This window comes from Arthrobacter sp. 05T423, from assembly GCF_056396245.1.
This window is the reverse complement of sequence record NZ_JBFTLC010000036.1, coordinates 16509-38051: the sequence shown is the minus strand read 5'-3', so window position 1 is coordinate 38051 and position 21543 is coordinate 16509. Positions and strand designations below refer to the sequence as shown.

The 21543-nt window shown below is 65.9% G+C and carries 20 protein-coding genes; 10 read left to right on the top strand and 10 right to left on the bottom strand.

The genetic code is table 11. From position 1 onward, the window contains the following. Positions 1-3: 3 nt before the first annotated feature. The 5 genes from AC1DFE_RS20505 (at position 4) to AC1DFE_RS20485 (ending at position 7732) form a co-directional block, all read left to right on the top strand. Positions 4-528, top strand: a complete 525-nt coding sequence (locus tag AC1DFE_RS20505) for a tripartite tricarboxylate transporter TctB family protein (protein ID WP_476907705.1) — start codon at positions 4-6, stop codon at positions 526-528. A gap of 9 nt (positions 529-537) precedes the next feature. Then, complete coding sequence (locus tag AC1DFE_RS20500) at positions 538-2070, top strand: tripartite tricarboxylate transporter permease (RefSeq protein ID WP_476907704.1); 1533 nt, start codon at positions 538-540, stop codon at positions 2068-2070. Further along, entirely contained in the window at positions 2067-2471 is a 405-nt protein-coding gene (locus AC1DFE_RS20495) for a universal stress protein (RefSeq protein ID WP_476907703.1), read from the top strand. Before AC1DFE_RS20500 ends, AC1DFE_RS20495 begins: the two co-directional genes overlap by 4 nt. Positions 2472-3009: 538 nt before the next feature. Beyond that, positions 3010-5253, top strand: a complete 2244-nt coding sequence (treS, locus tag AC1DFE_RS20490) for a maltose alpha-D-glucosyltransferase (RefSeq protein WP_476907718.1) — start codon at positions 3010-3012, stop codon at positions 5251-5253. Between the two features lie 208 nt (positions 5254-5461). Next, entirely contained in the window at positions 5462-7732 is a 2271-nt protein-coding gene (locus tag AC1DFE_RS20485; protein ID WP_476907702.1) for a putative bifunctional diguanylate cyclase/phosphodiesterase, read from the top strand. Between the two features lie 5 nt (positions 7733-7737). On the opposite strand, the gene AC1DFE_RS20480 is transcribed toward AC1DFE_RS20485, so the two are convergent. From AC1DFE_RS20480 to AC1DFE_RS20470, 3 genes are all read right to left on the bottom strand, one after another. After that, a complete protein-coding gene (locus tag AC1DFE_RS20480; RefSeq protein WP_476907701.1) occupies positions 7738-9354 on the bottom strand; it encodes a hypothetical protein in 1617 nt (538 codons plus the stop codon). Between the two features lie 114 nt (positions 9355-9468). Further along, a complete protein-coding gene (locus tag AC1DFE_RS20475) occupies positions 9469-10053 on the bottom strand; it encodes a hypothetical protein (protein WP_476907700.1) in 585 nt (194 codons plus the stop codon). A gap of 104 nt (positions 10054-10157) precedes the next feature. Continuing rightward, positions 10158-10850: a TetR/AcrR family transcriptional regulator gene (locus AC1DFE_RS20470; protein WP_476907699.1), complete on the bottom strand. Its 693-nt coding sequence runs from the start codon at positions 10848-10850 to the stop codon at positions 10158-10160. A 146-nt stretch (positions 10851-10996) separates the two neighbouring features. Here AC1DFE_RS20470 and AC1DFE_RS20465 point away from each other — a divergent pair, with 146 nt between their 5' ends. Both AC1DFE_RS20465 and AC1DFE_RS20460 read left to right on the top strand, forming a co-directional pair. Beyond that, positions 10997-12421, top strand: coding sequence for a flavin monoamine oxidase family protein (locus AC1DFE_RS20465; RefSeq protein ID WP_476907698.1), 1425 nt, complete (start codon positions 10997-10999; stop codon positions 12419-12421). Positions 12422-12631: 210 nt separating this feature from the next. Further along, positions 12632-13114: a pyridoxamine 5'-phosphate oxidase family protein gene (locus AC1DFE_RS20460; RefSeq protein WP_476907697.1), complete on the top strand. Its 483-nt coding sequence runs from the start codon at positions 12632-12634 to the stop codon at positions 13112-13114. A gap of 99 nt (positions 13115-13213) precedes the next feature. Here the strand turns inward: AC1DFE_RS20460 and AC1DFE_RS20455 are convergent, their stop codons facing one another. The 7 genes from AC1DFE_RS20455 to AC1DFE_RS20425 all read right to left on the bottom strand — a co-directional run bounded on the left by AC1DFE_RS20455 (position 13214) and on the right by AC1DFE_RS20425 (position 18525). Beyond that, on the bottom strand, positions 13214-14020 hold the full coding sequence (locus tag AC1DFE_RS20455; RefSeq protein WP_476907696.1) for a glycoside hydrolase family 25 domain-containing protein: 807 nt from the start codon (positions 14018-14020) through the stop codon (positions 13214-13216). A 60-nt stretch (positions 14021-14080) separates the two neighbouring features. Further along, a complete protein-coding gene (locus AC1DFE_RS20450) occupies positions 14081-15247 on the bottom strand; it encodes a cytochrome P450 (protein WP_476907695.1) in 1167 nt (388 codons plus the stop codon). Positions 15248-15297: 50 nt separating this feature from the next. After that, the gene (locus AC1DFE_RS20445) at positions 15298-16221 is read right to left on the bottom strand and encodes an AEC family transporter (RefSeq protein ID WP_476907694.1); all 924 of its coding nucleotides are present in this window, start codon (positions 16219-16221) and stop codon (positions 15298-15300) included. A 120-nt stretch (positions 16222-16341) separates the two neighbouring features. Beyond that, positions 16342-16956 (bottom strand): TetR/AcrR family transcriptional regulator, encoded by a 615-nt coding sequence (locus tag AC1DFE_RS20440; RefSeq protein WP_476907693.1) that lies wholly within the window; start codon positions 16954-16956, stop codon positions 16342-16344. Between the two features lie 140 nt (positions 16957-17096). Beyond that, positions 17097-17303, bottom strand: a complete 207-nt coding sequence (locus tag AC1DFE_RS20435) for a hypothetical protein (RefSeq protein ID WP_476907692.1) — start codon at positions 17301-17303, stop codon at positions 17097-17099. Between the two features lie 108 nt (positions 17304-17411). Then, positions 17412-17879, bottom strand: a complete 468-nt coding sequence (locus AC1DFE_RS20430) for an SRPBCC family protein (RefSeq protein WP_476907691.1) — start codon at positions 17877-17879, stop codon at positions 17412-17414. A gap of 4 nt (positions 17880-17883) precedes the next feature. Then, entirely contained in the window at positions 17884-18525 is a 642-nt protein-coding gene (locus tag AC1DFE_RS20425) for a hypothetical protein (protein WP_476907690.1), read from the bottom strand. Positions 18526-18649: 124 nt separating this feature from the next. On the opposite strand from AC1DFE_RS20425, the gene AC1DFE_RS20420 reads away from it, so the two are divergent. The 3 genes from AC1DFE_RS20420 to AC1DFE_RS20410 all read left to right on the top strand — a co-directional run bounded on the left by AC1DFE_RS20420 (position 18650) and on the right by AC1DFE_RS20410 (position 21539). Further along, positions 18650-19027 carry a VOC family protein gene (locus tag AC1DFE_RS20420; protein ID WP_476907689.1) on the top strand — a complete coding sequence of 126 codons (378 nt, stop codon included), beginning with the start codon at positions 18650-18652 and terminating at the stop codon, positions 19025-19027. A gap of 39 nt (positions 19028-19066) precedes the next feature. Beyond that, complete coding sequence (locus AC1DFE_RS20415) at positions 19067-20089, top strand: PHP domain-containing protein (protein ID WP_476907688.1); 1023 nt, start codon at positions 19067-19069, stop codon at positions 20087-20089. Positions 20090-20156: 67 nt separating this feature from the next. Next, positions 20157-21539, top strand: a complete 1383-nt coding sequence (locus AC1DFE_RS20410) for an MFS transporter (RefSeq protein WP_476907687.1) — start codon at positions 20157-20159, stop codon at positions 21537-21539. Positions 21540-21543: the final 4 nt, after the last annotated feature.

Below are 21543 nucleotides of genomic sequence, written 5' to 3'. Positions count from 1 at the left end.
CCAGTGCAGGCAGCATCGCCGGTATCCGGCGAGCCCGACGACCTGACTCCCGAGCAGCTGGCAGCCCAGTGGGAGGATGAAAAACCGCCTGCCGCCGGCGCGCTGGCCAACGCGGGGTCCTCGCTGGTGGTCATCGGCGTCGGAGCGGGCGCCGTGGTCCTGTCAGTCGCCATGGGCCTGGGCACACCGTCCGCCCCGCAGCCCGGACTGTGGCCGTTCATCATCAGCTGCGTCATGGCGGCCCTTGGGCTGTTCCAGCTGATCATCGGCCGGCACAACAGGGATGCGGAAAAATTCACCCGCATGTCCGTGGCCCCGCTGACAGGTCTGGTCACCCTGGCCGCCATGGTGGCCCTCATGCCGGTGGCCGGCTTCGAACTGCCGGCCCTGGTGCTGTGCATCATCTGGATGCGCTTCCTCGGCGGCGAAACCTGGCGCTCCACGCTCCTGGTCAGCGCCATCGTGGTGACAGCTTTCTATGGCATCTTCGTGACGGCGCTCAACACTTCCATCCCCCACCTCTTCTAGGAGACCACCGTGGATTTCCTGAATCCCGTGATCAACGGATTTGCAGTCGTCCTGGAGCCAATGAACCTCCTGTACTGCCTGATCGGCGTCGTCATCGGCATGCTGATCGGCGTATTGCCCGGTCTGGGGCCCGCGGCTACCATCGCCATCCTGCTCCCGCTCACCTACAACGTTGAGCCCGTCACTGCCATCATCATGCTGGCCGGCATCTTCTATGGCGCGCAGTACGGCGGCACCATCACCTCGGTGCTCCTCCGTCTTCCCGGCGAGGCATCCTCGGTGGTCACCGTGTTCGACGGCTACCAGATGGCGAAACAGGGACGGGCCGGCACGGCCCTCGGCCTGGCATCGATCGGTTCATTCATCGGCGGGACCGCGTCGATTGTTGGCCTGACCTTCCTGGCTCCGATCGTGGCGAGCTTCGCCCTGGACTTCGGTCCCGCAGAGTACACCGCCCTGGCGCTGCTGGGCATCCTTCTGGTGGCCACCATCAGCAGCGGCTCAAAGACAAAGGCACTCATTGCGGCCGCCCTCGGCTTGCTTCTGGCGACGGTTGGCCGCGACATCTTCACCGGTGAGAACCGGTTCACCTTCGGCAGCCTGGAGCTGGCGGACGGCATCGACTTCGTGCCGATCGCGATGGGCATCTTCGGCCTCGGCGAGATCATGTACAACCTCGAGGAGCGCCACCGCGCCGCGAAGGCGCCCTCCGCCGTCGCAAACGTCTGGCCCTCCCGGGGTGACCTCAAGCAGGCGTCCGGTGCAATCGCACGCGGCTCGGTCCTCGGCTTCTTCCTGGGCATCCTGCCCGGCGGCGGCGCCACCATTGCGTCGATGGCCTCCTACGCCATGGAGAAGAAGCGGGCCAAGCAGCCCGAGCGCTTCGGCAAGGGTGCGCCGGAGGGCGTGGCCGGACCGGAAACCGCCAACAACGCCGCGGCGACGTCCTCGTTCATTCCCCTGCTGACCCTTGGCATCCCGGCCAACGCCACCATGGCGCTGATGTTCGGCGCGCTGCTCATCCAGGGCGTCACCCCCGGGCCCCAGCTCGTGGAGCAGGACCCGGGACTGTTCTGGGGCGTGGTGAACTCCATGTACATCGGCAACATCCTGCTGCTGATCATGAGCCTGCCGCTGGTGGGGATCTTCGTGAAGATCCTCCGCGTCCGCGCCGCCATCCTGGCGCCCATCACGGCGCTGATCACGCTGCTCGGCGCGTACACGATCAACAACAGCATGTTTGATGTCACGCTCGTGGTGGTCTTCGGCATCGTGGGCTACCTGATGAAGAAGTTCGGCTTCGAGCCGGGCCCGCTGGTGCTGGCGTTCGTCCTGGGTTCCCTGCTGGAAAGCTCCCTGCGCCGCGCGCTGCTGGTGTTCGGCGGCGACCCGCTGGGCTTCTTCAGCCGGCCCATCTCCGCCACGCTCCTCATCGTGTTCGTCGTCGTGGCCGCGCTCCCGGGCATCCGCTCCGCGCTGGCCAAGCGCAAGGCCACTGTCCCTGCGGGAACCGCCGCCACAGCAATCAAGGAGAATGTATGAGCATCATTGTTGGATTCGTCCCCACCCCCGCGGGGGAGGCCGCCCTCGCGGCAGGCATTGCGGAGGCCCGCCTCCGCAACCAGGATCTGGTGATCGTCAACTCCGCCCGTGAAGGCGTTCTGGTGGACAAGTCCGTGGCACCGGACGACGTCCTGGCCAAGGCCTCCAAGCAGGCAGCTGAGGCAGGCGTAACGGCCAAGGTGATCCAGCCGCCCTACCAGCATGATCTGGCGGATGAGTTCCTCGACGTTGCCCGGGAGGAAAACGCCTCCCTGATCGTCATCGGGCTGCGGCACCGTACCCAGGTGGGCAAGTTCATCCTGGGCAGTCAGGCCCAGCGCATCCTCATGCAGGCGGACCGTCCCGTTTTGGCCGTGAAGGCCGACGGCGGCCAGTTTTAGTCCCCGAAGCACCGCTTGGTAAGAGGCGGGCCGGTACCCGAACAGGATCCCGGCCCGCCTCAACCCGCCCGAGCCCGTCCCCAACTGGTGCAAGCTGTCGCGGGCGGACGAGGTGACCGTGTGCCGCGACCGCCAGCGGCGCTGATCCGCTAGCTCGCACCCCAGTCGGTGACGTGGACGAAGCCTAACGTAAGTTCCTATCCGTTTGCGGGAGGCGTGCATCACCTCCGCGCTGCGCATGTGGGAACTGTTGTTTCCTGCCGCAGTCGGCATAGGGTGGGCGAAGCGGACAAGCGCGAATACTCTCCCGGTGCCGGGGTACGGAAAGACTTGAAGAACACCCCGGGGGGGAGGTGCCACGCAGGAACCACCGATAAAGGAGCAGTCTGTGCGGGAAGCAAGCTTCAACCAGAGCGTTTCAGCAGCCGACGAGTTAAACGGCGAGACCAACGGATTCGGGGCCGGCACAGCAGCGGGCCCGGCCGGGGAAACCGCTCCGGCTGACCCGGCGGCGGATTCGGCTGATTCAGCAGCCGAAGTGCCGGACGTGACGGAAACGGCCGAAACTCCGGAGGTGGCCGAAGCAGCCGACATTACCTACGATGAGCAGTTCTATCCGGCCCGTCCCAAGGCGCTGAGGCCCATCGCCCGCCGTCGACAGTTCTTTGCCGACCGCCCATCACTGGAATTTGATGGGCGCAACGCGGCCTACGTCGAGTGGCTGCGGAACCAGGCAATGCTGGGGGACGCGAACGTGATGGCGCGGCAGCTCTCCGGCCAGGCCAGCATGTGGCAGAACTCGTATGCCCATCCGAACCCGCGGGCTGCCGTGGAACGCGCCCCCGTCTGGTTTACCGCCTACCCGCTCTCCTTCATCACACGCCCCGGCCAGTCCTTCCTCGCCGCCCTGGGTGACCCGGAGCTGTGGGACGCGTTCCGGGAGATCGGGATCAGGGGCCTGCACACCGGCCCGGTCAAGCTCGCCGGCGGCATCCGCGGCTGGTCCCAGACGCCCAGCGTGGACGGGCACTTCGACCGCATCAGCATGGCGATCGACCCGGTGTTCGGCACTGAGGACGAATTCCGCAAGATGTGCGAGGTCGCCGCCGACCACGAGGGCACGGTGATCGACGATATCGTTCCCGGCCACACGGGCAAGGGGGCCGACTTCCGCCTGGCCGAGATGAACTTCCGGGACTATCCCGGCATCTATCACATGATCGATATCCCGGAGGAGGACTGGCACCTGCTGCCGGACGTTCCCGAAGGCGAAGACTCGGTGAACATCAGCCCGGACGCGGAGCAGGCGCTGCAAAGGGCCGGATACATCATCGGCCGGCTGCAGCGGGTGATCTTCTATGAGCCCGGGGTCAAGGAGACCAACTGGAGCGCCACGCGGCCGATTGTGGACACGGCCGGAAAAACCAGGCGCTGGGTCTACCTCCATTACTTCAAGGCCGGCCAGCCGTCCATCAACTGGCTGGACCCGACGTTCGCGGGCATGCGCCTGGTGGTCGGGGATGCCCTGCACTCCCTGCTCGACCTTGGCACGGGCGCACTCCGGCTGGATGCGAACGGGTTCCTGGGCGTGGAGAAGAGCGCCGAAGAGCAGCCGGGCTGGTCCGAGGGGCACCCGCTGTCCGAGGCGGCAAACCAGCTGATCGGGTCCATGATCCGCAAGGTGGGCGGGTTCTCCTTCCAGGAACTCAACCTGACTATTGACGACATCAAGGCCACGTCGGAGGCGGGCCCGGATCTTTCCTACGACTTCGTGACCAGGCCGGCGTACCACTACGCGCTGGTGACTGCCGATACGGAATTCCTGCGCCTGACGTTGCGGCTCGCCATGGAAATCGGCGTCGACCAGGCGTCATTGGTCCACGCCCTCCAGAACCACGACGAACTGACCTATGAACTGGTCCATTTCGCCGCCGGCCACAGGGACGACGTCTTCGAACTCAACGGCCAGGAGCTCACCGGTGCCGAACTGGCCGAGCACGTTCAGCAAACCCTCCGGGACCGGCTGACGGGCCCGAATGCGCCGTACAACGCGTTGTTCACCACCAACGGCATCGCCTGCACGACGGCGAGCGTCATCATGGCCGCCCTCGGCATCCAGGACCCCGAGAACCTCACCGACGAACAGCGGGCCCAGATCCTGGACGTCCATATCCTCCTGTCCATGTACAACGCCCTGCAGCCCGGTGTCTTTGCCCTGTCCGGCTGGGACCTCACCGGCATAGTCACCCTTGACCGCCAGAAAGTGCGGGAGCTTACCGCGCAAGGAGACACCCGCTGGATCAACCGAGGCGCACACGACCTCATGGGCACCAGCCCCGAGGCGCAGGCCTCCTCCGCCGGCATGCCGCGTGCCCGCAGCCTCTACGGGCCGGTGCCCGAACAGCTCAAGGACCCGGCTTCGTTCGCCCGGCGCCTGCAGAAAATCCTTGCTGTGCGGGAACAGAGCGGGATAGCCACCAGCACCCTGCTGGATGTGCCTGAAGTGTCCCAGCGCGGGCTGCTCGTTCTGGTCAACCGGCTGGCGGACGGGGACCTGCAGGCCACCGTGCTTAACTTCTCCGGCCAGGACATCGCGGGCAGCATCCAGTCCGCGCACCTCGTTCCCGGCAGCAGCGTCCACGATCTCTTCAGCGGCGAAGCCGTGGGCCAGGTTGACGACCTGCACAGCTTCTTCCTGGAGCTGGGCGCCTATCAGGGCACGGCGCTGCTCCTGAAGGAGGGCGAGCCGGAAGACGACGGCGAGAAGGCCAACGACCTTTAGCCGGATACCGGAACGGAAGCCCCGCACCCCCAGTGAACTGGCGTGCGGGGCTTTTTGGCGAATCCAGCAGTCATGAGGCGGTCACAATCACGAGGCGGCTATCGGATGCGGTCCGGATGTGACATACGATACGAGTCACATGGGGTTGCCTTGGACCCGTAGGGGCGTTGCTGGGCCATCTGATGCTGGGGGGCGGATGAAAACAGGCGTGATCCGAGGATCGCTTCGCTCTGGCGGACGGGCGGGACCGCGGCCCTGGCTGCTGTGGCTCATGTGGGTGTCCCTGGGCCTGTACTTGGCGGGTCTGATGGTGCACGGCGAGGGGTTCAATCCCCTGGTGGACCTTTGGCTGGGCATGCCGGCGTCGTGGGCGCCCGCTGCCGTGGCGTGGCTGGCGGCCTACCGTGCCAAGGACCATCGGGCACTCGCCCTGGTGGCGATGGCGTTGACTGCGTTTGCGGCAGGGAGCACGTTCTATGTCTCCTCGCTGGCAGGGGCCAGTTCGCTGCCTTTCCCGTCGCCTGCGGATTTTGGCTACCTGCTGTTTTATCCGCTGGTTCTCAGCGGATTGTTCGTGTATCTGCTCCCATTGCGCCAGCGGCTGGCCCGCTCCGTGCTGCTGGACGCCGTCGTCGGCTCACTCGGTGCCGCCTCAGTACTGGTGGTTCTGCTCAGTCCGCTGCTGTCGGCTGCCGGCGGGTTCCCCTCGTTCGCCACGTCCGTTGCGCTTGCCTACCCTCTCCTGGATCTTATTGTCCTGGCCGTGACCGCCGGTATGGCGGCAGTGCCGGGCCTGGCCACCGGCCGCAGCGGTGTGATCCTGATGCTGGGGCTCATGGTGTTCGCCGCGGCCGATGTTGCCTACGCCTTCAGGCTCGAAAATGACACCTACTATCTGGGCACACCCCTGGATGCCGGCTGGACAGCGGGCATGTGCCTCATGGCCGCATGGGCGGACGAATTCACCCGGCAGGGGGCGACGGGCGACGGCGCCAGCGAGGGGGCGTGGACACCGGCGGTGCCGATGGTTGCCACCGCCGCCGGACTCGGGGTCCTGATCGTGGGCACCGGGGTGGAGGTGCCGGAACTCGCCGTCGGGCTGGCCGCGGCTACCCTGTTGTCTGCGGGCATCCGCACCCAGCTTGCCTTCCGCCAACTGGTCACCCTCGCCGAGGTGCGCAGGCAGTCAAGGACCGATGAACTGACGGGGCTGCCGAACCGGCGCGCGCTCTACGCAGACGCTCCCGGGGTGCTCGAGGCTCAGCAGGGCGCATTGTGTGCCTTCCTGTTGCTTGATGCCGACAGGTTCAAGGAAATCAATGACAGCCTGGGCCATGACGTCGGGGACCGGCTGCTGGTCCAGGTCAGCGAACGGCTTCGCCGGTGCCTGGGACCCAATGACCTGATCGCCCGGCTGGGCGGGGATGAGTTCGGCATCCTCCTCCGTGATGCGGGCGAGAATGAGGCCGTGCAGCTCGCGGACCGGCTGCGGGCCGCCTTGAGTGAGCCCCTGACGCTGAGGGGCATTGCTCTTCAGGTCGGTGTCAGCGTGGGCATCGCGCTGTTCCCCGAACAGGGGGAGGATCTGAAGACGCTGCTGCGCAAGGCGGACACGGCCATGTACCGGGCGAAAACCTCGCGCAGCGGCAGTCATGTATACGCCAGTGAAGACCACAGCACCGGCGAGGAGCGGCTGCGGATGCTCCAGGAGCTGCGCGCCGCCTTGACCGAGGACGAACTCGTTCTGCACTACCAGCCCAAAGTGGATGCGCTCACGGGGGAAGCGAAGGGCGTGGAGGCCCTGGTCCGCTGGAACCATCCGCGGCACGGACTGCTGGCCCCCGGCTCGTTTCTTCTCCTGGCGGAGGAGGGCGGTCTCATGAACGCCCTGAATGACCGGGTACTCACGCTGGCGCTGGACCAGGCATCCACGTGGCATGCGCAAGGCCGGCCGATGACCGTCGCAGCCAACCTGTCGGCCAGTTCCCTGATCGACGCAGAGCTGCCGGACCGGATCGCGGCCATGATCAAGGAACGGGGCCTGGCGGAGTCGGCGCTTATGGTCGAAATCACCGAGGATTTCATGATGCCCGATCGCATACGCGCCAGGGACATCCTCTCCGGTCTGCAAGCCCGCGGCATTCGGGTGGCCATCGATGACTTCGGCACGGGCTACAGCTCTCTCGCCTACCTTCGGGATCTGCCCATCAACGAGCTGAAGCTTGACCGCTCCTTTATCGTCTCGATGACTGAGGACCCGCGGGGGGCGGCGCTGGTGGCCTCAACCATCAATCTCGCGCACAGCCTTGGCCTGACGGTCGTCGCCGAAGGGGTAGAAGACGGCGGGGCCCTGGAGCAGCTGGGCCGTTACGGCTGTGACCAGGCGCAGGGATTCCATATCCTTCGCCCCGTGCCTGCCGCCGAGCTGGACGACTGGTTCACTGCCTCCCGCCTGGACAGCGGCCTGCCCTCGGCCTGACGGGCTCAGCCGCCGGTTGTTGGGGGCGCCGTCGTTGGTGCTACAGAGGGGGCAGCAGACGACGGCGGCGGGTCCAGTGTGACCGTCACGGTTCCGTCCGCTGCCACGGTGATCTGTCCGTGCTGGTAGTCCTGAACAGTGCCTCCTGCTGTGGTGCCTGACGCCGTGCCTCTCGAAGGAGCCGGACGGGCGTCGCCGGCCGGGAAGCCCAAGGGACCGGTTTCGCTGCCTGCGGCCACCCAGGCAGCCCGCAATGCTGCCGTGGAGACGTGGGCGCCGGTTGTGCGGTGCCAGGTGATGTAGCCATTCCGGAAGCCCTGATATCGGCCGCCGAGTCCGGTGGACAGTTCACTTGTGGTGGCATGGCCAAGCGTAGGGGCGGCCCTGAACTTGGCGCCGATGGCCCCGGCGACGACCCGGGCGCCAGCCTGGGCCGTCCACGTGATGGTGCCGCCCTGGAAGTTCTGCGCCGCGCCGCCACTGAAGGCGTACTCATTGCTTGTGGGGTAGCCGAGCACGCCCCGTTCGTAGCCTGACGCTGCCCAGGCGGAGAGGATCCCGCCGCGGGTGATGTGCGCCCCCGTCGCCCGGGACCAGTGGATCCGGCCGCCCTGGAAGCCTTGGTAGGCACCGCCGTCCTTGAGGCCGCGTCCCTCGTCCGCCGTAGGGTAGCCGAGCCTCCCGTTCTGCGCGCCGTCCGCAGCCCATTTGCTGCGGATCGCCCCGCCGACCGTGTGCGCACCACCGGCCGCGGACCAGTAAATCGACCCGCCGCGGAACACCTGGTACGCCCCGCCGCTGCGGAGGCCTGTCACCTCTGGGGAGGCCGGGTTGCCCAGCCAGCTGGCCGGTCCGCCGGTCCTGGCGTACTTGGCGGTGATGGCCCCGAACGGGTTGCTCGAGTACGGGGTGAACACGTCATCCGCTGCGCCCATGATGATGCGGTCTCCCGGCCGGTTGGTCCGGAGCAGGCGCGTCACGGTGGCCAGGCTCGTGGAGACGCAACCGGCACTGGGGGTGCGGCCCGCGTGGAAGAAGATGGCGAAGGAGGCGCCGTGAACGGTCGGGGAGTCCGGCGCCCGGTTGTAGTTGATGACGGCGGCCTGCTCGTAATAACCCTGGTTCATGAAGGTCCACAGGTTCTCGTCGGCTCCGCCGCCGGCGCCTTCAAAGTACTGGTTGTAGTTCCGGTTCCATTCGCCGCCCCAGCGGGACCAGTAATTAACCTTGTGATACTTCAAAGTTGTGCCGGGGTTGCTGCGCCCCAGGGCCTCCGTGAAGCTGAACGAGCCGGTGGGCGACCGGTAGGTGTCTTCCCATTCACGGTTTTGCGCCGCGAAGCCGTACTGTCCGCCATAGCCCCAGTCCTGCCACTCCTGGACGTAGCGGCCGCCGGAACGGACGCAGCCGGTGATGGTGAGCAGGCTGGTGTTGCGGGTGGTGGCCGTGGCGAACGTGACCCTGTTCGCCCCGAAACCGGAAAACTTGGTCTGCCCGGCGCTGAGCCTGGCACAGGGGTTGTAAACCTGCGCGGACGCACTGGCAGGCGGCACCGCGGCCACGGCGCCGGCCGGAACGGCCAGAGTAAGAAGGGCAGCAACCAGGACTTTCAGAACAGACACGGCGGAGACCTTTGCCTATGGCGACGGCCGCATCCCCCCGCGGACGCCATCCGGACACGAGCATATAGTGCGGCCGGAGGTGAGGCAGCCAAGATGCCCAAGGGAGGCGGTTGGTCAGGCCAGGATTTTCTTGTGGAAGAACACGAGGTAGTCGCTCGTGGCGTCCTGGAATCCGAAGTCCTTCCAGTACTCCCGCAACGCCGTTCTGGCCTCTCCATATTCGTCGGAGTCCTCCCGCGGGGACCCTTCGCCATCCGCTGGAGCGGCGTGGACCACCACCAGGTTCACGGACCGGCCCACGGTTTCGACGATGGCGTTCAGCACCGAGTAGCCCGTCTTGCCGCCGCGGTACTCCGGAAAAATCTCGAGTGAGGAGACGATCATCAGGTCGCCGCCGTCCTGCAGGTACTCCCTGATCAGGTCCGGGCGGTCCATGGTAAGCATTTCGACGGCCTTGGCCATCTCCTGGTCGGCTGTGCCGGTGGTGAGGAAGAGGTTGATCATGCCGGCCTTGGGAACAACCTGGACGACGGCGCTGCCGAGCCGCCGTTCCTCGTCTCCGACGGGGGTGGGAATGGGGCAGCTCACTGCGACTTCCCAGCGCATGGGATAGTCCGAGGGTTCATGTTCGAGCCCCGGCGTGCCCCGGTACCGGAGCCTGTACTCAAAGATCAGCGATTCCGGGTCGATTACGGTCATGGCGCCGTCCTTGAGCTCGCAACGTTGCGTATTAAGGAATTTTAGTCGCCCCGGGCGGCATGAGGAATGGGCGGCATGAGGAATGGGCGGCGTGAGGAATGGGATCAGCGCCGCAGTCCGCCCAGCCCGCTGATCAGCGCCTCCAGGCCAAGGCTGAAGGCGACGTCGGCCGGCCGTTCGTGCCCTTGCTCGGCGAGGCTACGGACGGCGCCCGTGAAGCTCGGCGTGGCCTCGGCCATGGTTCCCGGGTCGAAGATGTCCGCCGGAGCCGTGACGTCATAGGCTGACCCGAAAATGAAGGACTCCAGCGCCACGATCGAAGAAACGATCCTCTCCTCGGGAAAGCCGGCGTCGCGAAAGCCGGCACTGACAGTTTCATACATGGCCAGGGTCTGCGGCGCATCGGTCACGGGCAGCACGGCAATGACCGGTATCAGCGGAGTGTGCTGGGAGAACACATCGCGGTAGCTCCACGCCCACTTCCTCACGGCATCCTCCCACGGCCCCGGGCCGAAGGCGGAGACATCCACGAGGGATGCTAGGTGGTCCTCCACCAGCAGGAGCACGTCCCGCTTGGATTTCACGTGGTTATACAGGGCCGACGGCGCCACGTTCAGGGAGCGGGCCAGTGCGGCCATGGTCAGGCCGTCGTAGCCCTTCTTCTCGATCAGCCGCAGCGCGGCTTCCGTGATGCCGGCCTTGTCCAGCACACCTCCCACGGGGCGTCCGGCACGCCGCCGGCTGCCCTGTCCAGCTGCCGCTGAACCGGCTGTCGCTACGGCTGGTGTTGCCGGCATGGCTGACCTTTCTCCGGGGGAACGTCCTTCCGCATTATTCCACCAGCCTCTTCCGCTCCCTTGCCAAAGGCTCTATAGTTCTTATAAATGAACGGCATTCATTTAGTGGTCCGCATCACTTTGCGGGGCCACAGAGAAAGGACATCATGCTGAATCTTGACCGCGACGTAGTAATCGTTGGTGCCGGCCCCTCCGGCCTCACTGCTGCACGGGAACTGAAAAAGGCCGGTCTGACGGTCGCTGTGCTGGAGGCCCGTGACCGAGTGGGCGGCCGGACGTGGACTGACACCGTGGACGGTGCCATGCTCGAGATCGGCGGCCAGTGGGTATCGCCGGACCAGACCGCACTGCTCGCCCTGCTGGACGAACTCGGCCTGGAAACGTACTCCCGCTACCGCGAAGGGGAGTCCGTCTACATCGGAGCAGACGGCACTCCGGTCCGCTACTCCGGTGAGACTTTCCCGGTCAGCGCCACCACGGCCGCTGAAATGGACAGGCTCACCGCACTGCTGGACAAACTGGCGGCCGAGATCGGCCCCACCGAACCCTGGGCACACCCCACGGCGCGGGAGCTGGACACCATCTCCTTCCACCACTGGCTCCGCCAGAACTCCCCGGATGAGGAAGCCTGCAACAACATCGGGCTGTTCATCGCCGGCGGCATGCTCACCAAGCCGGCCCACGCCTTCTCCGCCCTGCAGGCCGTGCTGATGGCTGCCTCCGCCGGGTCCTTCAGCCACCTGACGGATGAGGATTTCATCCTGGACAAGCGGGTTATCGGCGGGATGCAGCAGGTGTCACTGCTGCAGGCAGCGGAACTGGGGGCCGACGTCGTTCTTAACAGCCCGGTGCGCACCATCCACTGGGAGGCCGACGGCGGCAGTGGCCACCGCGTCACTGTCGTGTCAGACCGGGCCACTGTCAACGCGCGATTCGTGATCATGGCCGTGCCGCCCAACCTGTACTCCAGGGTCTCCTTCACTCCGCCGCTGCCGCGCCGCCAGCACCAGATGCACCAGCACCAGTCGCTGGGCCTGGTCATCAAGGTGCACGCCGTCTACAGCACCCCCTTCTGGCGCGAGGACGGGCTCTCCGGCACCGGGTTCGGCGCCGGCTCGCTGGTCCAGGAGGTGTACGACAACACCAACCACGGCGACACCCGCGGTACGCTCGTGGGCTTCGTGTCCGATGAAAAGGCCGACGCCGTCTTCGAACTGCATGCCGACGACCGCCGCCGCGCCATCCTGGAATCCATCGCCGGCTTCCTGGGGGACAAGGCGCTGGAGCCCGAGGTGTACTACGAATCCGACTGGGCCTCCGAGGAATGGACGCGCGGCGCCTACGCCGCCAGCTACGACCTCGGCGGCCTGCACCGCTACGGCAAGGACCAGCACGCGGCCGTCGGCCCCATCTACTGGTGCTCCTCCGACCTCGCCGCCGAAGGCTACCAGCATGTGGACGGGGCGGTCCGCATGGGCCAGTCCACGGCGGCCCGCATCACGGAAGCTGCCAAGTCGGGCACAACAGCCGGCGAGCCTGAACTGGCGGACGCAACGGCCGCCGTCGGCTAATAGACCGGCCGCGCATCCCCGTACACGCCCACCTCGGACCCACCGTGTCCGAGGTGGGCGTGCACCTGCCGGCGGTCTTCCTCGTGGGCTTCAGCGCCCTGCTGCTTTGACTGGAACGTAAGCACGCTTACCAATAGGGTGGAGGCCAGGGCAATGACCCGGTTCAACTGAACGTAGTGAGAACGTACTCGAGCAGAACGAGGTGACAGCATGACGGGCACAGAAAACATCAGCAAGATCACGGACATCATCAACGATTCCCATATCGGAATGTTCACCACCATCAATGAGGAAGGCGCGCTGGTCAGCCGGCCGCTGGCAGTCCAGGACGTGAAGGACGACGGCGACATGTGGTTCTTCACCGGCGAGGGAACCTCCCAGGTGGCCCACGTCTCCGCCGACGCCAGGGTCAATGTGTCCTTCGGCAAGCGGACCGAGTGGGTGTCCGTGGCGGGCACCGCTGAAGTGGTGCGCGACCGGGCCAAGATCCACGAACTGTGGAACCAGTCGGTCGAGGCCTGGTTCCCGGACGGTCCGGACACCCCCGAGGTGGTCCTGCTGCGCGTGGACTCCGACTCCGCCGAGTACTGGAGCAGCCCGGGCGGCACCGCCGCGACGGTCCTGCAGTGGGTCAAGGCGAAGGTTACGCACAGCCGCATGAGCGTCGGCGAAAGCGGCACCGTGGAACTGTAATTCCCGAACTGCAACGCGGGGTCACTTAGCGCCCTTCCGGGGGTCCGGATGCGGCGCTAAGTGACCCCGCGTTGCAGTTTGTGGGATAGCTGGCGGGCGTTAGATGCAGGAGTAGTCGTAGTCGGAGCCGCCGGAGACGTATTGGGTGAGTAAGACCTTGCCGCCGCCGGTCAGCGGAGTACCGGAGCAGTTGCGGGTGGCCGCCGTCAGTGTCCTGGCCCCGGCCAGCCAGCTGGGGAGCGTGTACAGCGGGCTGGTTGCCGGGACGGTGCCGGTGATCTGCGACCACTGGGTGGCAGTGGAGTAGATGCCTGTCTTCGCGTTGATGCTGCCGAAGAAGGCGACCATTCCTTCCAGATCTGCCCGGTTGGCCAGCTTGTCACCGGACCAGGAGTTCCCGGTTTCCGCGTCCAGCCACCAGGTGTAGCCGGACGGGTTGCTGATGCCGCGGATGTACGCGTCGTCGTAGGCCTTGGCCCAGCCGTACATGTAGGAGCAGGCCGGGCCGACGTCGTTCGCCTTGCAGTCACCGTAGGGGTTGAAGACCTTGGTTCCGGCGTAGGTGTTGCTGGTGGGCCACCAGCTGCCGGCCAGTCCGGGGTTGGCGGTGTTGACGTATAGCTGCACCTTGGGCTGTCCTGTGGTGCCCGACGAGGACCCCGCCCAGCTAAGCTCTGTGGCCAGGCACGGGTTCGTGGTGTTCGCGAGGCCGTCGTTGACCCCCACTATCCCGAAAGCCGGTCCCTTCGGCAGTGCCTTCCCGCACTGGGGCCATGAAACATCATTGCCGACTCCCGCCGCGGCTGCCTCTGCCGGGACGGACTGAAGCATCAGCACGACGGTGGTGGCGGCCAGGATCGGAAGCCATCGGAATTTGGACAGAACAGATCGAGTAGCGGACATCATCGGCCTTCCTCGGCGGGGCGGTAAACGAAGGAACCAGCATCCGTTCCAATCCCGGCCCGGTCAAGGGGTTGTCCAGCTGACGGGCAGCTCCTTGACTCCGTAAACGATGGTGCTGTCCATCCGTTCGAGGTGCGAGCCCGGGGTGAGCTTAATGCCGGGGAGGCGTTCCAGAACGGCCTGCAGTGCGATCCTGGCCTCGAGCCTGGCAAGCGGAGCACCGAGGCAGAAGTGGATGCCGTGGCCGAAGGCGAGATGGCGGTTTGGTGTCCGGCCGATGTCGAACTGTTCAGGATCACGGAATTGCCGCCCGTCGCGGTTGGCCGAACCGATCCAGGCCACCAGCGGGGCGCCTGCAGAAACCTGGACGTCGCCCAACGTTGTGCCAGCAGCTGTCACCCGGTACATCGACTGGACGGGAGATCGGTAGCGCAGCACTTCCTCTATCGCCTGCGGGAGCAGGGACGGCTCGGTGCGGAGCCGTCCAATTGTTCCCGGCGTCTCGGTGAAACTGAGGACGGCGTTCCCGATCAGGTTGGTGGTGGTCTCATTTCCGGCCACGAGCAGCAGGCTGCAGAAGCCCAGCAGCTCGGCCACGCTCAGTTTCTGCCCCTCGATTTCGGCCACCAGCAGGTTGCTGATCAGGTCATTGCCGGGCTGGCGCCTGCGGTGTTCGATGAGGGCCAGGAAGTACTCTGTCATCTCCCGGTTGGTGGAGCTGTGGTCAACGGTCCGGGGTCCGGACTGCGTCTGGCTGACGATCACATCGGACCAGTGTTTGAAGCGGTCGCGGTCCTCGGCAGGGACTCCCATCAGCTCGGCGATCACGATCACCGGCAGTGGGTAGGCCAACTCGTCGATGAGGTCTGCCGATCCTTCGGAGGCAATCCCGTCAAGCAGTTCCCCGGTCAGGGTCGAGATGCGCGGCGCAAGGGCGTCCACTGCTTTCGGGGTGAACGCCTGGGTCACGAGGGAGCGCAACTGCCGGTGCCGCGGCGGATCGGCGGTGATCAGGCTCGCCGCGAACAGCTGGCCCGTCTCGGAGGGATCCTCGCCTCCCATCCTCGACGAAAACGTCCCGTGTTCGGACAAGACCCGCTGGACGTCGTCGTACCTGAAGACATGCCAGCTTCCGGATGCCTCGTCGTGGAAGACGGGGGCGGACTCCCGCATCCTTTCGTAGCGCGGGAAGGGATCCAGCGACGGCACATCAGTGTTCACGAAGTCCATGGCCGAGTTTATTCCGGGAAGGGGCCCGCCGTCAGTAGCGCGGAGAGGACTCAGCCAAACATCCAGGCCGCGCCCAAGAGGAGCGGGATTGCCAAGGCCGAGGTAACCACCGCCGTCGATTGCGCCAGGTTCTGGCCCACGCCGTACCGGACGGCGTAGAGAACCACGTTCTGGCCGGTCGGAAGGATCGCGCAGGCCGTGACAACGAAGGTGCTGAAGGTGTCGAGGTGGAAGACGAACACGGCCAGCAGCCAGGCGAGTGCCGGCTGGACGGCCGACTTGAGGATGACGGCGAACAGGGTGGGGACGCGGTCCACCGTGCCTTGGCGCGGCGAGAGGCCATGGAGCGACATGCCGAAAATGATCAGCATCAGGGGGACCGTCAGCTGGGCCACCAGCTTCAAGGGGTCCAGCACCAGGGCAGGAAGTTCAACCCCGGCCGCGCTGACGATGACGCCGAGAATGGCTGCCACCGTGACGGGATTCCGCAGGGGAGTTGACAGGATGCTCCACACGGACGCCCTTTTCCCCTCAGGATCGGTCAGGTCCAGGATGGTGAGCGCCACCGGGGTCACGAGCGCCAGCTGAAACAGCATGATCGGGGTGACGAACGTGGCACTGCCGAGAATGTACAGGGACAACGGAACGCCGAGGTTCGTGGAATTGACGATTCCCGTGGCCAGCGCGCCGACCGTGGTGCGCCGGACGCCCCACCGGCCGATTGCCCCGCTGACGGCAAAGAGCGCCATCACGCACAGTGCCGTGACGACGGAGATGAGGCCTGTCTGGCTGAGGACCTCCGAAATGTGCCGGGATGCGATCGTGGAGAACATCAGGCTCGGCAGCCCGACCATGAAGGTCAGGCTGGACAGCACTTTCGTCCCGTGCGGCCCGAGGGCATTCGTCCTGGCCAAAATGTAGCCGACGAGCAGGACCATGCCCACCACAAAGAATCCCTTTAAGACTCCATCCAAGCCGCAATCCTCAATCGTCTGTTTCGCCAGTACGACGCCGGATGGTCGGCGCTTATCTAAGACTACGGTGTTATTTAGCGCCGGGTGCGCTGGAAGGGGCTTGGGTGCCAGGGTGGCCGACTAGTCTTTGGGGTCACGCAGTCCCTGAAGGGCGCTCCAGTAGAGGCGGCTGCACCGCTGCACGAGCTGCTCATCCGGCATGCTTGTCACGGCGCGAAAGTCCAGGATTTCCCGGGAGTTGAACATGGCGTTGAACAGGGAGAGTGCGTAAGGCAACTGGTTCCGGTCAATGTTGGCTTCATCGAGCAGCTGCCGGATCGGCGGCCCCCACACCCGTTCAAGGGCGCGGGCGTGGGATTCGCTCGCCTGCAACCTCGTCAGGAACCCTTCGCGGGAACGGACAAGCACCATGGCGGGGCCGTATTCGGCCACCACCTTCAGCCACTGCGCCATGGTGTCGTTGAAAAGGGCAATCCCGCTGCTTTTCAGGCTCTTGGTTGACTCGTGCAGTTCGTCGATGACGCTGAGCATGAACTTGCGGTGAAGCTCATCGAGCGTTGGAAAGTAACGGTAGGCAGTGGCCAATGAGAGGCCTGCGCGCTCAGCCACGGCGGGCATTGTTGCTGAGTCCGGGTCCTCACGAAGGAGTTCGCCGACAGCCACGACGAGTTCCTGCTGGTTGCGGATTGAATCCTGACGCAGGCGACGCTGCCGTGGCGCAGCTTCTGACTTCATGCGTCTTGACCCTCCATTGGTTGATGTCCAAAAGACGAAATTCCTCTGCTTTTACGATAATCCAGCGTCTGCGCACACTGAGAAGGGCGCAGAGAAGGCGGGCCCCCAGGGGAACCCGCCTTCTGGTACTGCGCTCCGAGCTACAGCCCAAGGCCGCCGAGCTTGTCACCCAACCCGCCGGGAAGCTTGCCCAGGAGGTCTGCGGGGTTGATTCCGAGCTGGGAGAGCAGCCCGGCGTGCTGGTCGGTGTCCACCTGGTCCGGCAGCTCAGAATCGGCCTTGGCGGCCTTGTCGTTGTCGCCTTGGGACCGGAGGAATTCGAGGATCTGGGACTTGTCGATCTGCATGGTGTTCTCCTTTGCGATATCCGGAACTGCTAAGGGTACTTATTACCTTTCTAGAAAAAGACCAGCCGAACAAGTGCCGGGTGAAGAACCCACGGCGTGCGAGGGCGACTAGGCCTTGCCGGTCCCGACGATGGAAGCCAGCGATGCCAGGCCCTTTTCGAAGTCGCCGCCCACCATCTTGTCCATATTCATGAACAGCGCGAAGACCTTGCCGATGCCCTTGTGCTGGCCGGCCATGGTCCAGGTGACGCGGGTGCCGCCGCCTTCCGGAGCGAAGGTGAAGGTGGTGGGGTTCACCGCTGGGAACGGCTTGGTGAACTCCAGCCGGATCCGAACGACTTCCGGTTCCCGTGATTCGGTGATCGCCATGTTGCCGGCGCCGGCCTTGCGGTTGCCGCTCCAGGCGTACTTCGCGCCGACGCCGGATTCCGCGTCGGAGTAGGTCCGCTGCATGTCCGGGTCCACGGTCTCCCATGGCGACCACTTCGGCCACTCGCGGAAGTTGTTGACCAGCGGAAACACGTCCATGGCGGGGGCGGGGATGACTGTGCTGCGCGTGACTGAGTACGTTGACATGGGCTCATCCTACGGCCGCGGCTTCACCGCCGCTGTGCTGTGCTGTGAACCCCACCGGCCGCAGGCTGGCCGGGACTCCAGCGGCCGTTTCTGCGAGGTCCAGCGCCTGACGGAGACGGTCCACGGCGTGCGGATACCCGGGGTCCCAAGTGGCTTTCAGCGTCTCAGCCTCCCGCAGCGCCTTCGCCAGGGCGGCGGTTTCAGGCCGTCCGACGTCGGCCAGGTCCGGGTAGCTGATGGCCAGCGTCGGGTCTAGTTCGTAGCGCGCCCAGCGGCCGAGGACCTCATTATGCACGACGGCGGCCACGCGGCACCGCGGGCCGTCCGCCCGCCGGCGCCGCCGGGCGTCGTACCAGGAAAGCACCGCAGGGGTGCTGCGGTAGGCGGCGATGCCGCTCACTCCCGCGACGGCGGCCAGGGCCAAGCCAGCCGTCGGCGAGGCCACGGCCGGAATGAGCAGGGCCGGTGCGATCACCACCGCGCCGCCAAAAAGGTCCCAGAACAGCACGTCTGAACTGTCGCCGTCGGACGTCCTTGAATGGTGCCGCACAACAAAAACCGTGCAGGCGACGGCGGCCACCAGCACTGCGCTCCATAGGACCAGTTGCAGCAACCCCAAGGGGGCGGCTTCGGAAACTGCGGGCACGACTGCACCTCCCAAGGACGGGCGCTGCCCGGCAATTCGGGCCGCACTTAAATTGCAGCCTATGCAGAAGCGCCGGTCAATGGGCTGGTTTGCAGGGGCGGCCGGGCGGCGTAGCGTAGGCGCCATGCGACTCAAAATGTGCAGCATCCACGTCCAGGACCCTGCCGCGGCGCACTCCTTCTACACGGAGACCCTCGGCTTCGACACACTCATGGCCATGCCCGAGCACAACCTCTTCATCGTCAAGGACCCCGGAGCGGCCGGCACCGTGGGCCTGCTGCTGGAGCCCAGCGACAATCCCATCGCGGCGTCGTACAGCAAGGGGCTGTACGCCGCCGGGATACCCGCCATCGTCTTTGGCACGCCGGACGTCAAGGCTGAGTACGAGCGGCTGTCCGCCGCCGGCGTCCCGTTTCGCGGCGAACCTGCCGAGGATCCGTCCGGGATTTCCGCCGTGTTTGACGACGGCTGCGGCAACTTCATCCAGCTGCACCAGGACTGAAAACTGCGGCCCTCGCCACCGATACCCGGAAGGGACTGAATGGACGCCGCCGACGCCCTCAACGAGATCGCCTTCTGGCTCGAGCGCTCCGCCGCGCCGACGTTTAAGGTCCAGGCCTTCCGGAAGGCAGCCGGCGTCATCAGCGCAATGACGCCGGACGAGGTGGCCGAGCGCGCCCGCGACGGCCGGCTCAAACGGACGAAGGGGATCGGCGACACCACCTTCAACGTTATCCGGCAGGCTGTGGACGGCGACGTGCCCGACTACCTGGAAAAGCTGCGGCAGGGCGGCGCCGAGCCCCTCGCCGCCGGGGGAGACGGGCTGCGCCCGCTGCTCCGCGGCGACCTGCACAGCCACAGCGACTGGTCCGACGGCGGTTCACCCCCGGAGCTGATGACCGGCGCCGCCCGCTCCCTGGGCCGCGAATACCTCGCCCTGACGGACCACTCGCCGAACCTCAAGATCGCGAACGGGCTGACTGCCGAGCGGCTCAGCGAGCAGCTCGACGTGGTGGCCGGTCTGAACGGCGGCACCGGCGGGGACTTCCGGCTGTTGTCCGGCATCGAGGTGGACATCCTGGAAAACGGAGAACTGGACCAGACGCCGGAGATGCTGGACCGCCTGGACGTGGTGGTGGCGAGCGTGCATTCCAAGCTCCGCTCGGACCGGCGCACCATGACGGAACGGATGCTTGGCGGCATCAGTGACCCACACACCAATGTGCTGGGCCACTGCACCGGCCGCCTGCTGCAGGGGTCCCGCGGCACCCGGCCCGAGTCCGAATTCGATGCCGAGCGCGTCTTTGCGGCCTGCGCGGACGCCAATGTCGCCGTCGAAATCAATTCCCGGCCGGAGCGGCAGGACCCGCCGGACAACCTGATACAGCTGGCGCTCGAGGCGGGCTGCCTGTTCAGCATCGACAGCGACGCCCATGCCCCGGGGCAGCTCGACTTCCTGCAGTACGGCGCCGAGCGGGCCGAACGCAACGGTGTGCCGGCCGAACGGATCATCACCACCTGGCCGTTGAACCGGCTGATGGAGTGGCTGGGCAGCAGGAATTAGGAGTGGTACACCTTAATTGTTCCGTCGAGGAACCCCGGCGGACCCGTCTTTCCCTGCGAGGTGCACCATGAGCGCTACGAATCCTGCGAATCATCTGGACGAACTGGGCCACCGGACCCTTCGAAAAGTCCGCGGCCACCTCATGCCGCTCGTCGTGCTCCTCTACTTCGTGGCGTACCTGGACCGCAACAACGTGGGTTTCGCCAAGCTGACCATGAGCGCGGACATCGGCCTGAGCGCAGCGGCCTACGGCCTCGGAGCGGGCATGTTCTTCATCGGCTACGCGTTGCTGGAGATCCCCAGCAACGCCGGCATGTACAGGTTCGGTGCCCGGAGGTGGATCGCCCGCATCCTCATCTCCTGGGGCATCTTCGCCACGGCCATGGCGCTGGTGAACGGGGAGACCACCTTCTACGTCGTCCGCTTCCTGCTCGGCGCGGCGGAGGCAGGGTTCTTCCCGGCCATCCTCTTCTACCTGACCCTGTGGTTCCCTGCGCCGCAGCGCGTTCTGGTGCTGGGCATCTTCATCCTCGCCCAGCCCGTCTCCAACGCGCTCGGCGCCCCGGTATCCGGCCTCCTGCTCCAGACGGAAGGCGTCGCCGGCCTGCACGGGTGGCAGTGGCTGTACATCGTCGAAGGTATTCCGGCGATCATCCTCGGTCTCCTCACTCCTGCGCTCATGACGGACAAGCCAAGCCATGCGCACTGGCTTGCCGCGGATGAACGGGAATGGCTCACCCGGACCATGGACGCGGAGCTCGCCCACAAGCAAAAAGGCCAGCCGCACCACTTCCTGGCAGGCCTGAAGGATCCCCGGACCGTCGCCTACTCGGCGCTGTACTTCGGCCTGGTCTGCGGCATCTACGGCCTGGGCCTGTGGATGCCCACCATCGTCGCAGCGCTCGGCAAGTTCAACACCACCCAGGTGGGCTTCATCGTCGCCATCCCCTACACGATCGCCGCGGTGTTCGTGTACTTCTGGGGCCGCCGGTCAGACCGCACCGGCAACCGCGTGCTGCACGCCAGCATCAGCATGGTGATGGCCGCCGTCGGGCTGGTCGCCGCCGGCAGCCTGGTGCAGGTCAACGCGATCCTGGCCATGATCGCCCTGACCCTTGCGGCCATGGGCATCTACTCCGCCATCGCCCCGTTCCTGGCCATGCCGTCCACGGCATTGGTGGGAGCTGCGGCGGCCGCCGGCCTCGCCATGGTCAACTCACTCGGCAACCTGGGCGGCTTCGTGGCACCGTACATCGTGGGCGTGCTGAATGACGCCACAGGCGACAACCGCTCCGGCCTGATGTTCCTCGCCGCGTGCCTGGCTGTCACCGCCGTCGCAACATACCTGTACGCCCGCCGTCGCCCGGAAGGGCACGTGAAGCCGGGCACGCACGCTGCCGTCGGTGAAGAAGCAGTGGCGGCTGACGAATTCGACGACACCAATTACTAGAGGA